Below are 15891 nucleotides of genomic sequence, written 5' to 3' on the forward strand. Positions count from 1 at the left end.
ATTAATTAACAAAACTCGGTTTAGGGCACTGAAAAGTGCCCTTTCGAAGGGGGATGCCCTAAATTGAGTGCTTACCTCATTATTCTTTAAATTTTAGTTCTCCATAAGAGTTCGGGAAATTACCGGGACGGACATGCAGTCCGTCCCGACCGGGTCACACCTGTCCTTCGGTGGGCTGGTTGGCTTCGTTGCCTCCTCCTTCTCCTCCCGTCAGGTCCACGGTGGTCTCGCCCGCCTTGATGCTCTTCAGCAGGATTCTGGCGGCACGGCGCGAGGGCACGAGGTTGAACACGGCGTCCTCCAGTAAGTTTCGGAACCGGTCGCCGGGAGTCCAGTTCACGTTGAGTTGTTCGATGTGTATGGCGGGGTTAAAGGTTTCCAGGTTTTCCGCCCCCCGGCTCTGGATGCTGATGCTGAACACGCCCAGGTCGCCCATCTCGATGCGCTTTCCCTCCAGCAGCATTTCACGCATGCAGTCCACGGTTTGCATCAGCACGGCATAGATGTCGGCGCGGTTGTACTTGGATCCGTGGCTGGCGATGTGCCCGGCAAACTTGTCCAGTGTCAGGATGTTGGTGTACTGTGACTTGGCATAGGCCTTTTTGGGCGCATCCTCATCGATGGGGTTGCCAAGCATGGCAATACTGTAATTGATCGACATAATCGGTTTGTTTTTAATGGTTAAACACTCAGTCACTGCGCGGCTGTAGCGGACTGTCCGGAATATCCACCGGGCCGGCAGGTCTTGGAGAATGTGCTGAACAGACTTGGCTTGTCCGTTGAACAGACCTAACCTGTTCGTTGAACAGACTTAGCTTGTCCGCTGAACAGACTTAGTCTGTCCGTCGCATCTCTTTGACGTGTGCAAAGGTATCACCCCTCAAAATCGCAGTGTCCGTCTATGTCTGTTTATGTCCGTCTATGGAAAAATTTCTTTCGGAATGGGGTCAGGGTGTGGCGGATGGCTCGCCCAGGTACTGGCGGATCAGGGTCACCTGCTTCCAGGTGAAGGTGCGGTTCCGGCTTTGGTAGCCGGTTCCGGTGAGGGCTTCGACCAAGGGGTGGCAACGGGCTATCCAGCGTGTGAGGTGGCGCACGGCGGTGGCGGAAGTGGCATCGGGAAAATATTGCAGGGCGAGTTCTTGTTTGTTCATGGCTCTTGAATTGTTTTTTTGTAAATGCTTGAATATCAATTTTAGTGGAGGATATGGAGGGATATTATATAACTTATATAAATGATATACTTATTATTCTTTCCTTTAAAGGAAGATACTTCTTACTTTCATATAATGGAAAGTTTGAAAAATATCCTCCATATCCTCCACTAAGGGTGTCAGAAGGGGAGTTCGGTATTCTCCTCGGAAGGCTTTTCGCCGGGGGGATCCGCCTGTTCCGCTTCGGCCGGCAGCAAGTGCTGTACCTCTTCGGTAGTGCGCTCCACCACCACCCAATAGTTTGCGTTGGAGGCCTTTACTTGCCGGAAGCCCAGCTCGCGCATGGCACGGCCCACCTTCTGGAGACTCAGCCGCAGCGAGGTGTTGCCGAAACGACCGATGATCTGGCTGCTGGTGGTATAGACTCCCCGTTCCAGCCCCACGGGCTTGCGGTAGTAGGTCAGGATCAGTTCGTACTCCGGACGGGGCACCTCAAACTGCTGCACATGGCCGCGCAGCTGCTGGATCTCTTTATCGGTAAACCAGTAACGGAAATTTACATCCTGGTAGAGCGCGTACGTCTGGCTGTAGATGCCCTCGTAGGGGATGTCCGCCTCCCACGGGCTGTCTATGTCCTCCACCTCGAAGGGCAGCCATCGCCGATTCCCCGTGTCGTCGGTGAGGAACTGGAGATTGTTCCCGGTGGCTACGAACGAGGCTACATGGGGCAGGTGCACCTTGTTGCGTCCGTAGGCTCGGCGCTCGTCCACGTAGCGTTGCGTCACCATCGCCTTCAGCTGGTTCAGCTCCGAGGGGGGCATGGTGTCGATCTCCTCCAGATTGATCACCAGGTTCTCGGTCATGGTGAACAGGTCGTCCTTGGTCATGCGGCTAGAGTTGCTCTTTGTGGTGTAATATTCGGACAATACGGGCGGCAGGATATGCTGCATGAACGAGGTCTTGTAACTGCCCTGCCGCCCTATCAGGGTGAGGATCACCTGGTTCACCACGGTCTCGTTCAGGGCGGCGGCAATCATGGACACCATCCACCGTTTCAGGATGTCGGCAAAGCGGACGGGAGTTTCGGAGAGGTCGTTCCGTTCCCGGCTTTTGTCCTGCTGCAACGGACTGTGCGGACTTTCCTTGACATGCACCATGGCGGCCAGCCGGCCGATGTAGTCGGTCTCTCCGTCCCAGGGCGGCAGACCGTCCAGATACTCTTTCAACGGATGATATTCCTTGACGAAATCACTGCCGAGCAGCGTATGCAGCTCGTTCAGGTTGACCGCCATGCCATGGTGTTGCATAGCGCACCACAGGGAGTTCTCGATGTGGTCGGTGAGCCGTTGCCAGTGGCAGGCGGAAGCTTCGGGACGGTCGGTGTACGCATCAGCAATCAGTTGTGTCTCAATCTGGTGGGTAAGCATGTTCATCCGGAACTTCATATAGCCGTTGATAAACTCCTCCATCTCCTCCACGGTGGCCTTCTTATGAGAGGAATCATTCTCTTTCTCCTTTTTTCGGACGAAACGGGGCAGGGGAACGGTGTTGAACTCCATCGTGAGCGAGTAACAACTTTTTACGATGGGCAGCAGCTGCTCGCGCGGATAATCGGGAAAAGTCCGGAGGGCCCATGCCTCGGCGTCCGCCTGCGGAACACCGTAGCGGTTGGTATGATAGAAACAACGGCTTACGTAGTCGTTGTAGCTGCCCGGTGCGTATGCTATTCCTTCCTCTTCCAACTGTGCACGGATAATCTTGTAGGCACGTTCTGCCGTCACGGTCACGGCAGTGCCGCGCTTCGGCTTCTCGCGGGGCTTCATTCCGCTGGTGTGGAAGGAGGAGGCTTCGGGGCGGAGCAGGGCTTCGGGGTCGTGGCAGAGGACCGACATGCGCGTGGCGTTCTTGCATTGTCCGTCAATCTCCACTTCGCACAGGCGAGCGTAATGGTCGTTCACCCACTCCCATACCATGCGGTAGTTGGCCTTGGTCACTCCGCCCTCCACGTGGCTGATGACCCGGATGCCGCATCCCGAGATGGTGATGTACACCAAAAAGGAATGAATATCCTCCTTTACCAAAGTCAGGATGGCGGCGAATCGCTCGGGGGGGATGCCGTCTATGTCCACCATGATAAATCCCGTGAATCCCTTGACATGGGCGTAGGTTCTCCCTCCCTCCAGCAGGACGGAGGGGATGAATGCCGGCTGTGCGTTCTTCAGGTTGCTTTTGGTGAGCTTCCACTGCTCCAGCTGCTGCGCGTCGCCTGTCGCCTCGATGTCGGACAGCGTGGCCAGATGGGCGCGGTAATGACGGGTGGCGGCGGTGTGGGTGCTGTTGGTTATCTCCTTGAAAAGAACCTGCCAGGTGGTGGGTTCAGGCCGGGTGTCGCGCAGGGAGTGGAAGCGCGATGGGTTGCTTGATTTAAAAAAATCTTTATTCATAATGTGTAGCGTAGAATTTTGTGTCTGCAAAGTACAGAGTAAATTTTCAGGAGGACAATAGCGATTTAAAATAATCACTCTATGATTTAAAATAATCGGGAATAATTAGAAATCAAGATAAAACGATAATGAAAAACGAGACTAAAGAATCTCAAAATACTGCGAGGGCAAGTGTTGTTATCAACATTCATGGCGGTAACAATCAAATACTGCCCAACGCTACAGAGGTAGTGCAAAATTTTTATGGTGCTGAGTTCGCCCATGTGAGAACACAGAACAATGGTATGGAAGAGAAAGAGGAGGATGAGGCAGTGCGTATTGCCCGTGGCACGTTGTGCATTTACTACTCTGATGACTGGGAACTGAATGATATCATCCGCCGCATAGCTGATTGCCGCAGTGCATCGGACTTGGCGAACCTTGTGGTGAATGATATGCATAAGCATACCATCCTTACTGCCGAACGTATGGTAAGCAAGGATTTCATAGAGGCGCTCCAGCAGTTCCTGACATTCAAGTCGGGGACGTCCACGGGTAATATTCGTACGCAGATAAATAATGTGAGGAGAGAATGACCAGAAAGATAATTTAAAATTGATAAAATAAAAGTTACAATGAAGAGTCAAAACAAACAATCTGTATGGACGTGCATGAGTGAAAAATCATTTTCTGCCGATGTGCATTGGATGACGATTTTCACTCCCGCTTATCAACGTGAAGCTACCATGGAGTGTTTCTATCGTACACTCATCACTGACGTGTATTCGTTTATCGGCAAATGCCTTGTGCTGGCGTTTATGCCTGCCGGCTATTTGCTTTCAAGAAAATAGGTCTATATATTCTTCTTTGCCATGTTAAAACTAAATCAAAAAAAACTGTCTTACACATTTGACCGGTGCCAGCAGTGCGGCATTTGTTATGCGGTGTGTCCTGAAAATGCCATTTCATTATCTTTGCGGCATGACGGGTTGCACGATATAAAGATAAATGCTGCGCTTTGTATCGCTTGCGGCAAATGTGTGAGAAGTTGTCCGGCTAACAAAGAGTATGGTTACGAAGGCTATTTTGATGGCTTTGCACAAAAGAAATACTACTTGGGATATCATGCGGACAACCGTATCCGTAGGGAATCTTCTTCGGGTGGTGTATGTAAAACATTGATCATCGATTCCTTAAAGAATGGCATGGTAGACGGGGCTTATTCGTTGAAGTGTACAGATTCTTTCCCTTTTGCCCAAGGTGAGTTTTATACCCGTGAGCATATTCCTTCATTCGGAGATATGCCAAATTCCGTGTATCACTCCGTGATGGCTTGCACGGAAATTGACCGGATTCAACCTTGCAAGCGATTGATGTTAGTGGGGACGGCCTGCCAGTTGAGAGCCTTGAACTCCATCATAAAGGATAAATGCGATGAGGTTGTCCGGGTGTGTATCTTTTGTAAGCAACAGAAAACACTGGACTCCACACGTTTCCTGGCTAAGATGATGGGTACGTCCGTTCCTCCAAATTTAAAATTCCGACCCCGCTATCGCGGAGATGGTTGGCCGGGAATCGTGAGAGTGGACGGATTTGAGCTGCCCTATTCCAGGGCAGCTCAAATCCCGTTCGGTAAACGATTGTGGACGGTGCCTGGATGCGGCATCTGTGGGGATTCTTTTGGTATGGAAGCAGGAGCGGACATCACGCTGATGGATCCTTGGACTATCTGCTCGCACAATGAGTTGGGAGAGACTTTGGTAACGGTTCATACTCAGAAGGGGGATGAATTGCTTCAACAATGTGTTTCCCTGAATCTGGAACCCCGGTCATTTTCCGAAGTGGAGCCTGCACTTTCGCTCAAGGATGTGTGGCGCAAACAAGTGACCGAGCCGGTCTACAGGGGAAGACCTTGTAAGAAACGTTATGTCCGTGCAGTCCGTGCGGAACGGAGGCAGCAAAGATTGTTGCGCATGGTGGTGGAAATGCTGCCTCGCTTACCCATTATCTGCTATCGGACTCTTGCTAAACTGCCCGATTTAAGAAACAGAATACTAAAATAACCCTTCATTCTTTTTAACGATGCAAATTAAAGTGATTACCAGACATACGCCCAATAATTACGGTTCGTTGTTGCAGTCCATTGCAACCCTCCGGGTGATTGAATCTTTGGGACATCAGTGTGAGATTATTGATTATTGGAAACGCGATGAGGTGGGACTGCAAGGAATTCTCACATCGCTGCAAGGAAAATCATTATGGAAAAACAGTTTGTTTAAACGTATGGCATACGTGGCTTTGCGGTATCCGGGTGAGAAAATAGCGGCGTTACGTTTCGATAAAATGCGTAGGCGGTATCTAAAGCTGACTCCCCGTTGCTATTCAATGGAGGAGTTGGAGTCGCTTCAAGCGGATGTGTTTATGACGGGTAGTGACCAGGTATGGGGACCGTTGCTGGATGGAGGATATGATGAAGCCTATTTTCTTTCTTTTGTAAAGGAAGGTATACGTAAGGTATCGTATGCAGGCAGCTTTGGCCGCACTGAGTTTTCGGACATTATTATTGCATCTTATAAGCGGTTACTGTCAAAATATGATGCGCTTACCGTACGTGAAAGCAGTGCCGTGAAGCTTTTAGAGGAGTGGGGGATTGACTGTGGAGGACAAGTACTGGATCCTACTTTATTGCTTGACTCCAGTCAGTGGAGTGGGTATATTGAAGAAGATGTGAAAAAAGAGTATGTATTGATTTATGAAATACATAACAATCCCCGGTTGGACGATTATGCCAAGCGTTTTGCCGCTCATGTCGGTCTGCCGTTAGTACGTGTGTCTCCTACGTTTCACCAGTTAGCCCGAGGGGGCAGATTTGTGTTTTGTCCGGAAATAGGTACATTCCTTTCGTATATCAAGAATGCACGTTACATGCTTACCGATAGTTTCCATGGAACAGCTTTTGCCATTAACTTCCATACTCCATTTCTGGAAGTTCTGCCTAACAACAAGACTGGAGCACGAAATCAAAGTATACTTCAACTGACAGGACTGGAAGACCGAATTGTCACAGATTTTAATGACTTCTCTTTAGCAGACCGGCAGATTGACTATGCTAAAGTGAATGAGATAATGCATAGAGAGCGGGAGAGATCGATGGAAAAACTGGCGGAGTTGTGCGAATGTCAGATGTGAGAATTAGTTGATATTCTTTACTCTTGAAGTGTATAACAAAATAACTTAATCAGGCTTTGCAGCCTTGAAAATCTTGCAGGTCATATAATTAATGTTTATATATGAAAATCTTACTGGCTAATAAATTCTATTACCGCCGGGGTGGTGACTGTGTCCATACACTCAACTTGGAGCAACTGCTCAAAGCGCACGGTCACGAAGTGGCAGTGTTTGCTATGGACTACCCTGAAAATCTGAAAACTCAATGGAGCAAGTATTTTCCTTCTGAGGTGAAATTCAAACTCGGAACGGGCATGATTGAGGCATTGATGAGACCGTTTGGCACGCGGGAGGTACAGCGGAAGTTCAATGCGCTGCTCAATGATTTCCATCCGGATGTGGTACATCTCAACAACATCCATTCGCAACTTTCGCCGGTCATTGCAGAGATGGCGCACGAAAGGGGTATAAAGGTGGTGTGGACCCTACACGACTATAAATTGCTGTGCCCTCGATACGATTGTTTGCGGAATGGGGAAACGGTATGTGAATCCTGCTTTGCAGACAAGCACAAGGTGTTGGAATATAAATGCATGAAAAACTCGAAAGTGGCAAGTTTCCTCTCTTATGGTGAGGCAATGAAATGGCACCGGGAGCGCTTGGAGAACTGCACGGACGCTTTCGTCTGTCCTTCACAATTTATGCGCGACAAGATGAAGCAGGGTGGATTTGCTGCTGCAAAGTTGCACACATTGTGCAATTTTATCGATGTAGCCCCATGTGTGGCCGATGATTACAGTCAACGTGATGATTATTATTGCTTTATCGGCCGCCTTTCGCACGAGAAAGGTGCCAAGACTCTGATTGAAGCGGCCAATGCGTTGCCGCAACATAAACTGGTGATTATTGGGGGAGGGCCTTTGGAAGACGAGTTGAAGTCTATGGCAGGCAAGCACATTGAGCTGGCAGGCTTTAAACAGTGGAGCGAAATCAAGCGCTTGGTGGGCAAAGCCCGTTTCTCGGTCATCCCATCGGAATGGTACGAGAACAATCCGCTTTCGGTGATAGAAGCTCAGTGCTTGGGTACTCCGGTGCTGGGTGCCCGGATTGGAGGTATCCCTGAATTGATATCAGAGGAAACGGGCATGACTTTCGAAAGTCGCAATACGGCCGACTTAAAGAAAAAAATTGAAGCGATGTACGGTCGGACTTTCAACAATACTAAGATTGCTGTCGCTTCACATAAGCGTTATAATGCGGAAAGGTATTATAATGAAATAATCACAGTGTATAAAATGTAAAAATATTATAATATTTATGGCTTATCAAAAAACTGTTCCTACTCCTACGGATGCAAGTATTATCCTGACTTATCGTTGTCCCATGAAGTGCAAGATGTGCAACATCTGGTTTAATCCCACCAACAAAAGCGAAGAGATAAAAGCGAGTGATTTGAGAACACTGCCTAAGTTGAAGTTTATCAACCTGACGGGTGGCGAACCTTTCGTCCGCGAGGATTTGGCGGAGATTGTGGAGGAATGCTACCGGCATACCGACCGTATTGTCATTTCGACGAGCGGATGGTTTGAGGATCGTGTGGTGGCGCTGGCAAAGAAGTTTCCAAATATCGGCATCCGCATTTCCATCGAGGGGCTGAGTGGCAAGAACGACGAACTGCGCGGTCATGCGGGAGGTTTCGACAAGGGACTTCGCACACTGCTGACATTGAAGGAAATGGGGCTGAAGGATATCGGTTTCGGCTGCACGGTGTCTAACAATAACTCTAAAGACATGCTTTCGCTCTATCAACTGAGCAAGAGCTTGGGGATGGAGTTCGCCACAGCTGCTTTTCATAATTCGTACTACTTCCACAAAGAAGACAATGTAATCACTAATAAAAATGAGGTGTGTGGTGACTTCAAGCAACTCATTGAATGGCAGCTGAAGGAGCGTCATCCGAAGAGCTGGTTCCGTGCCTGGTTCAATATGGGGTTGATAAATTATATTGAAGGCGGTCGCCGTATGTTGCCTTGTGAGGCCGGTTCGGCTAACTTCTTCATTGATCCGTTTGGCGATGTGTTTCCCTGCAACGGGCTGGAAGAGAAATACTGGAAAAAGTCGATGGGGAATATTCACGAAACTCCCGACTTTATGACCATATGGGAGAGTGAGCAGGCACAGGAGGTTCGCGCCATGGTGCGCCGTTGTCCCAAAAACTGTTGGATGGTGGGTACGGCTTCGCCGGTAATGCACAAATATATTAAGTATCCGCTGAAATGGGCGTTAATCAATAAACTGAAATCACTGCAAGGGAAAGATATTTGTCTGGAACCGAAATGGTGCGATGTAGGACAAGATCCTGAGCAAGGTGATTTAAGAGAGAAATTCTGAAATCATGAATAGAATAATCGCGCTTGACATAGCGAAAGCCATCTGTATTATATTGGTGGTTATGGGACACTATGTGCCAGATAATTCGCCGGCATGGTATGTGCTGGTGCATGATGTAATTTATACTTTCCACATGCCACTCTTTATGTTTGTCAGTGGCTATGTTTATATCGCTACAAAAAAGAGGAGCACTTATGGAGATTTTTTGTTGAAGAAAGTCAGACGGCTGATGGTTCCTTACCTTACGACTTCTGTTATGGTTATCGTCATTAAACTTTTAACACAAGGCAGTATGAGTGTAGACAATCCCGTGACAATATTTTCTTTCGTAGAGATGTTTTATATGCCCGTGGCAGGCTATTTCCTGTGGTTTATCTGGGCGTTGTGGTGGATGTTTGTGCTGGTGCCGCTATTCAGAGGAAAGCAGAAACATGTAGAGTTGTTTGTCTTAGGCATTGTCTTACATTTCATTCCGTTTGGATTGCCTCGAGTCTTTTGTCTTGAACAGTTCTCAGGTATGCTGATGTATTTCATGTTTGGTGTGTTCGTGTTTGAAAATGACAGTCTGCACCGTTTTCTGAAAGAGTTCAGCTGGATTAAGGTACATGTGCAGTGGCAGTATTTATATTGGGAGAATTCTTGTATTTTACGAATGGAGTAGGAACAGGTGGAATGTTTTTGCTAAATGCTATGTTGCCTTTCATTGGAATTTGGTTCGTGATGGAGGTAGCGAAACTTGTCTGTAATGATTGGACTGATGTCCATGAAAGACATCTTTTAATGTGGATAGCGCAGTCAAGTTATATCATTTATCTTTTTCATACTACTTTTGAGGGATTAGTGAAGGCGGTACTGAGGAAATTGCTGATTGACAGCAATGTGTGGTATGTCTTCATTCCTTCGGCTATATTGGTGATATTTTCTGGTGTGATTATTCCGATGTTGTTGTATCGGTTTGTTTTGAAAAAACACCGGATTACAAAACTTTTATTTGGATTGTAGCCTTCATTAATAATAATCTAAAATTCTGATGAAACTAGTAGTTACCGGCACCCGTGGTATCCCAGATATCATGGCTGGCGTAGAGACGCATTGCAAGGAACTGTTGCATGTTATTAGACATAAAATAATATAATTCACTTGATAGTTATCTTTATATGAAAAATAAAAGCTATATTTGTGATAAAATCTCGAATAAAGCAATTAAAGTATGATTATTCAATTTACAATAGGAAATTTTCTATCTTTCAAAGAACAGTCTACATTGTCATTAGCGGCATCGGCTTTGAAAGAAATACAGGTTCCGGCTGAAGATATAATCTTTAGTGTAGGGACTGCCGGATTATTGTTAATGAAGAGTGCGGTTGTTTACGGTGCCAATGCATCCGGTAAATCCAATTTCATTAAAGCATTTGAGTTCTTCAAGTGGTATGTGATAAATTCATCGAAGGATATTCAGGCAGGGGAACGTGTCAATATAGAAAGTTTCCGGTTAAATTCGCTTACAGCAGGTGAACCAAGTTATTTTGAAGCCATATTCTGTGATGAGGATAATCAATATCGTTATGGTTTTGAAGCTGACAATTCATCGGTACATTCGGAATGGCTCTATCAAAAAGCTAATAAGAAAAGGGCTAAGGAGGTGGAATTATTCTACCGGGAAAAAGACAGTTTTGATATTCATACCAAGTTTGCCGTTGGTAAAGAGCTTGCAGGTAAACGAATGGTGAGAGCAAATGCACTATTACTTTCTGTTGCGGCACAATTCAATGATCCGACGGCAGTGGAGATCATGAAATGGTTGAACGATACCACTATTATTTCAGGTTCTAATGATGAGAAGATATGGAATACCGCCACCATCCAACTGGATGACATCAGAATGAAACAGCGAATTGTGGAGTTTTCCCGTTATGCTGATTTAGGTATTGAAAATATTGAAAAAATAGATAATACTATTGTCAGTACGCATACACAATACGATGATGAAGGTAATGAAGTCAAAGCTGTTACCTTCCCATTCAGGAAAAATGAATCGGAAGGTACAATAAAGTATTTTTCTTTAGCATATCCCATTATTGATGCTTTGGATAATGGGAAGCGTCTGATTATAGATGAATTTGATTCCAAAATGCATCCACTTCTTACGTGTAGAATTATTACCTTGTTTAATTCAAAAGAAACAAATCCGAAAAATGCCCAATTGATTTTCACTACCCACGATACAAACTTGTTGAGTGCTAATATATTCCGACGAGATCAGATTTGGTTTACACAAAAAGACCGTTATGGAGCAACCGAACTTTATTCATTGGCAGAGTATAAAGTTCGTAATGATGCTTCGTTTGAAAAAGATTACCTGTCCGGAAAGTATGGAGCTATTCCAATTGTCGGAGATTTAACCCGTTTGTTTAATACGCGAGAAAAATAAACTATGGCGGCTACAAAAAGGAAAAATATGAATCCGCGTATCGAAAGAAAGATAACCCGTATCAGTGGTGTGCGTGAAGTGAAACAAACATTTCTGATTATTTGCGAGGGGGTTAATACTGAACCAGACTACTTTAATGCCTTCCGCTTGACTTCTGCCACTGTGAAAGCTATCGGCCAAGGCATGGGGACATTAGCATTAGTACAGAAAGCTATCAATATAAAAGAGCAGGAAAGGCAAAGAGGAAGGACATACAATCAGAATTGGGTGGTCTTTGACAAAGATGATTTTCCAGAAAATAACTTTAACTCCGCAATCCTGTCAGCTCGCCAGAATGGTTTTGAAGTGGCTTATAGCAACCAGGCTTTTGAATTTTGGTTCTTGCTTCACTTCAATCTGTATCAGGGGGCTTTGCATCGTTCCAGATATGAAAAAATGTTGAGTACTTTGCTCGGATTTGCTTATACAAAGAAGTCGGGCGTAAGCTCTAAAATGTTTAATGCTTTATTTCTTAAACAAGAACAAGCCATTAATCACGCTAAAACTATCATGAAACAATTTGATGGGAATAATCCGGCACAACAAGAGTCTTCTACTACTGTTTATAGGCTTGTAGAAGAATTGAATAATTTTTTATAGAAAGCCAAATAATTGGGGCGAAGTTGCCTTTGTCTGGTTGTTGAGGGATTTGGCGTGGATTCTTAATAACTAATATTTACCGATAAAACTTATCTCCTCATTTCCTGTATCAGGAAATGAGGCTGAATGCATTGTGGCTGTCCTATTCGGATTGTAGCCTTCATTAATAATAATCTAAAATTTTGATGAAACTAGTAGTTACCGGCACCCGTGGTATTCCCGATATCATGGGTGGCGTAGAGACGCATTGCGAGGAACTGTTTCCCCGCATTGCGGCCAAAGGTGTGGACACCACTCTCATCCGCCGCAAAGATTATGTGAGAGATTCTCTCACCGAGTGGAAGGGGGTGAAGCTGGTGGATATCAGCGCACCGAAAAGGAAATCATACGAAGCGGTTGTCCATACGTTTCGGGCTGTAAACAAGGCGAAAAAGCTGGGAGCGGATGTGGTGCATATCCATGCCATCGGGCCTGCGCTGTTAGTGCCATACGCCAAGATGCTCGGCATGAAGGTGGTGTTCACGCATCACGGGCCCGACTATGACCGTGACAAGTGGGGCTTTGCCGCCAAAAGTGTGCTGAAACTGGGCGAACGGTTGGGATGCAGGTTTGCAGATGATGTAATCGTCATATCTGAAGTAATTCAGGATTTGATTGCCCGGAAGTACCATCGGCGTGAGAGGGTACATCTGATTTACAATGGTGTGCCGAAGCCTGAAATTTGCGACTATCCCGAATACTTTGAAGAACTGGGTATTGAGAAAGGAAAGTACATCCTTGGCATGTGTCGTTTTGTGCCGGAGAAAAACCTGCATCACCTGATAGAAGCTTTCAAGAAGTTGGAAGCTGGAGATTGTAAGTTAGTGCTGGCGGGCGATACGGATTTTGAAGATGAATATTCACTGGGATTGAAAAAGATGGCGCAAGAGGCAGGCGTGGTGCTGACAGGATTCGTGAAAGGACATAAGTTGCACTCGTTGCTGACAAATGCTCGCTGTTATTGCCTGCCTTCATCGCACGAAGGGTTGCCTATTGCATTATTGGAGGCCATGAGTTATCACTTGCCGGTGGTGGTGAGTAATATTCCTGCCAATCTGGAGGTAGGTCTTTCTTCTGACTGCTATTTTCATTGTGGAGATGTGGATGCTCTTGCCGCTCGATTGCAGAAGGTGATAGACGAGGATTATCATAGTGTGCAGTATGACATGGCTCCGTATGATTGGGACAAGATTGCAAAGCAGGTGATGGGAGTTTATGAGGGTTTGTTGAAATAAGAATAAAACTGATGATGATAAAGAAGTTGATTTGTGCGGCGGCATTATTGATGGTAGCAGGTTTGCAGCATACGCGGGCTCAATATGTATATGGCACCACGGGGCTTCTTCACGCCCCCAGCGCGGATATGCAGCGCGACAAGACTTTTCTGTGCGGGTTTTCCTATCTGCAAGTGGCGGCTACCCCGAAGCATTGGAATTATGACACGTGGAATTACTACATAAACATCACCCTTTTTCCGTGGCTGGAAGTGGGCTATACCTGTACGCTGCACAAAATAGGATTGCCCCAGTATGGTTATTCATATAAGTTCCGCAATCAGGACCGCCAGTTTTCCGCCCGGCTGCGTGTATGGAAGGAGGGATGGTGGAAGGAGTGGACACCGCAGATAGTGGTGGGGGCGAACGATCCGTCCACCAACGATGTGCTGGGCGACCCCAATAAGGACGATTATGGTTTTACGGGTACGTCTTCGGTGGGTAACGGACACTGGAACCGCTATTACATAGTTGCCACCAAGCATTTCGGGGTGAAGAATGTGGGGGAGTTGGGGATGCACTTCGGTTATGTCTATAACAAGCGGCTGGATTATCACCGGAACGGACCTGTGGCGGGGGTGAATTTTCAGTTTGCCCTGCCGGCTACCTCTTTTTGGATGAAGGCTGTGAATGGGCTGAATGTGATAGCGGAATACGATAGTTATTCGGTGAATTGCGGTATCGGGTATAACTTTTGGAAGGATTATATTAGTGGTGTGGTGGAACTGACCCAATGTAAGTATCCCAGTGCAGGGATGGTATTCAGGATACATCTGAAATAAGGGATGATGTATGGCAAGAAACGACGGTCTCCGTGACTACCAGCAGGAGATGAAGCTCCGCCTCTTTGAAGAGTGGGAGCTTCACCGGAGTGTGATGGTACAAATGCCTACAGGCACGGGAAAGACACATCTGCTGGCTGCGGTGGTGAAAGAGTTTCTCTGTGGTGGCGGTGTCGGTATGCGGGTGTGGATAGTGGCACACCGCAGGGAGCTGGTGGAGCAGATAGAGGAAACCGTAGCCCGGTATGGAATGGGAAAAGAACCGGACAAGTCGGCAAAGAACGGAAGGACGGGGAAAGACAGTATGCCGGAAGAATCCGGGAGGGTGAGGGTATTTTCCATCCAGTGGTTGTCACGAAACCGGAAGATTATGGACGGACAGCCGGATTTGATCGTCATTGACGAGGCGCATCATGCCCTGGCGGAAACCTACCGGGAGCTTTGGAAGAGATATCCGGAGGCGAGGAAACTGGGCATGACTGCTACTCCCTGCCGGCTGAACCGCAAGGGATTCACGGATTTGTTTGATACCCTGATTACCTCATGGAGCATTGCGGAATTTATCGGGAGGGGCTGGTTGTCGTCCTTTGACTATGTGTCCATCCGTGCGAACAGCAGGGAACAGCGGCTGGTTGACTCGTTGAAGAAGCGGGGTGTGGACGGGGATTACCAGGTGAAGGAAATGAATGCGGTGCTGAACCGGGAGACCGGTATCCGCCAATTGTATGAGAGCGTTCGTCGATATGCCGCCGGGAAGAAAGGGATAGTCTATGCCGTGAGCATCGCACACGCCCGACAGATTGCGGCTTATTACAGCCTGCATGGCGTGGAGTCTGTTGCTATCGACAGCAGGACCCCCGCTCTGGAACGCAAGGAACTGGTAGAGGATTTCAGGCGGGGAAAGATCAGCGTGTTGGTCAATGTGGATATTTTTTCCGAAGGTTTTGACTGTCCCGATGTGGAGTTCGTGCAGCTGGCACGTCCCACGCTTTCGTTGGCGAAATACCTGCAACAGGTGGGCCGGGGGCTGCGGAAGTCGGATAATAAGGAATCATGTGTGCTGATAGATAATGTGGGATTGCACCGGATATTCGGTCTGCCTGTCCGTGACCGTGACTGGGAGGCGATGTTCGAAGGACGGATGGCGGGAAATGCTCAGCCCCGGACACGGATGGAGAACAACGGGCTGTCTGTGTCCGTTCCGCTGCCGGAGGATGGCAGGCGGAATGAAGAACTGGAGGTCGTGATGACACACGCCCGTCTGCTGGATGCTGTCCGGAACGGGGACTTGGTTCGTCTGGGAGAGGACGGTCCGGCCGGTGGGGAGCAACGGACGGCCTTGAAAGCCTGTCGTGACCGGCAGAGTGGTTTGTGGGGCTTGAGGTGCGGGAACAAAATCACCGTGCTCCCTCAATACCGGGAAGTATTTGATCTTTGTGCGGACCGGGCTGCCGTCCGTTTTGAGGACGGCCGGACAGGAGTGGTGGATGATTCCGGAACTCCCCTGATGGTGACAGACCGCTGCCGGAGATTGAGATTCCTGAAGGGAGAACTTCTTTCTGTCACCAAAGAGGATGGGAGTGACTGTTA

Annotated in this window: 16 protein-coding genes; 13 read left to right on the forward strand and 3 right to left on the reverse strand. The window is 47.5% G+C overall.

The window, feature by feature from the left end:
• Nucleotides 1-154: 154 nt before the first annotated feature.
• The 3 genes from AB5062_RS21210 to AB5062_RS21220 all read right to left on the reverse strand — a co-directional run bounded on the left by AB5062_RS21210 (nt 155) and on the right by AB5062_RS21220 (nt 3598).
• On the reverse strand, nt 155-661 hold the full coding sequence (locus AB5062_RS21210; RefSeq protein WP_005852691.1) for a DNA-binding domain-containing protein: 507 nt from the start codon (nt 659-661) through the stop codon (nt 155-157).
• A gap of 286 nt (nt 662-947) precedes the next feature.
• Nucleotides 948-1154, reverse strand: a complete 207-nt coding sequence (locus AB5062_RS21215; RefSeq protein ID WP_008781578.1) for a DUF4248 domain-containing protein — start codon at nt 1152-1154, stop codon at nt 948-950.
• A gap of 179 nt (nt 1155-1333) precedes the next feature.
• On the reverse strand, nt 1334-3598 hold the full coding sequence (locus AB5062_RS21220) for a VapE domain-containing protein (RefSeq protein ID WP_110506673.1): 2265 nt from the start codon (nt 3596-3598) through the stop codon (nt 1334-1336).
• Between the two features lie 128 nt (nt 3599-3726).
• Between AB5062_RS21220 and AB5062_RS21225 the strand changes: the two genes are divergently transcribed.
• From AB5062_RS21225 to AB5062_RS21285, 13 genes are all read left to right on the forward strand, one after another.
• Nucleotides 3727-4173, forward strand: coding sequence for a hypothetical protein (locus AB5062_RS21225; RefSeq protein ID WP_005852686.1), 447 nt, complete (start codon nt 3727-3729; stop codon nt 4171-4173).
• Between the two features lie 39 nt (nt 4174-4212).
• On the forward strand, nt 4213-4428 hold the full coding sequence (locus AB5062_RS21230) for a hypothetical protein (protein ID WP_005852684.1): 216 nt from the start codon (nt 4213-4215) through the stop codon (nt 4426-4428).
• 21 nt (nt 4429-4449) lie between these two features.
• Entirely contained in the window at nt 4450-5640 is a 1191-nt protein-coding gene (locus AB5062_RS21235) for a 4Fe-4S dicluster domain-containing protein (protein WP_007843250.1), read from the forward strand.
• A 19-nt stretch (nt 5641-5659) separates the two neighbouring features.
• Nucleotides 5660-6766, forward strand: coding sequence for a polysaccharide pyruvyl transferase family protein (locus AB5062_RS21240; RefSeq protein WP_032953389.1), 1107 nt, complete (start codon nt 5660-5662; stop codon nt 6764-6766).
• 101 nt (nt 6767-6867) lie between these two features.
• Nucleotides 6868-8046 (forward strand): glycosyltransferase, encoded by a 1179-nt coding sequence (locus AB5062_RS21245; RefSeq protein WP_005852678.1) that lies wholly within the window; start codon nt 6868-6870, stop codon nt 8044-8046.
• Between the two features lie 16 nt (nt 8047-8062).
• Nucleotides 8063-9136 (forward strand): radical SAM protein, encoded by a 1074-nt coding sequence (locus AB5062_RS21250; protein WP_032945600.1) that lies wholly within the window; start codon nt 8063-8065, stop codon nt 9134-9136.
• Between the two features lie 4 nt (nt 9137-9140).
• Nucleotides 9141-9797 (forward strand): acyltransferase family protein, encoded by a 657-nt coding sequence (locus AB5062_RS21255; RefSeq protein WP_368326926.1) that lies wholly within the window; start codon nt 9141-9143, stop codon nt 9795-9797.
• A 29-nt stretch (nt 9798-9826) separates the two neighbouring features.
• The gene (locus AB5062_RS21260; protein WP_368326927.1) at nt 9827-10138 is read left to right on the forward strand and encodes a hypothetical protein; all 312 of its coding nucleotides are present in this window, start codon (nt 9827-9829) and stop codon (nt 10136-10138) included.
• A gap of 208 nt (nt 10139-10346) precedes the next feature.
• Nucleotides 10347-11567, forward strand: coding sequence for an ATP/GTP-binding protein (locus AB5062_RS21265; RefSeq protein WP_016271172.1), 1221 nt, complete (start codon nt 10347-10349; stop codon nt 11565-11567).
• A gap of 3 nt (nt 11568-11570) precedes the next feature.
• Nucleotides 11571-12206 carry an RloB family protein gene (locus AB5062_RS21270; protein WP_032945594.1) on the forward strand — a complete coding sequence of 212 codons (636 nt, stop codon included), beginning with the start codon at nt 11571-11573 and terminating at the stop codon, nt 12204-12206.
• 185 nt (nt 12207-12391) lie between these two features.
• The gene (locus tag AB5062_RS21275) at nt 12392-13480 is read left to right on the forward strand and encodes a glycosyltransferase family 4 protein (protein ID WP_080704494.1); all 1089 of its coding nucleotides are present in this window, start codon (nt 12392-12394) and stop codon (nt 13478-13480) included.
• 11 nt (nt 13481-13491) lie between these two features.
• Nucleotides 13492-14301: a YjbH domain-containing protein gene (locus AB5062_RS21280; protein ID WP_005852672.1), complete on the forward strand. Its 810-nt coding sequence runs from the start codon at nt 13492-13494 to the stop codon at nt 14299-14301.
• Between the two features lie 10 nt (nt 14302-14311).
• Nucleotides 14312-15891: DEAD/DEAH box helicase (locus tag AB5062_RS21285; protein ID WP_368331271.1), on the forward strand; the 1580-nt coding region annotated here is incomplete at its 3' end.

It is taken from the genome of Phocaeicola sp. RTP21359st1_B8_RTP21360_211022, from assembly GCF_040911965.1.
GTDB lineage: Bacteria > Bacteroidota > Bacteroidia > Bacteroidales > Bacteroidaceae > Phocaeicola > Phocaeicola vulgatus.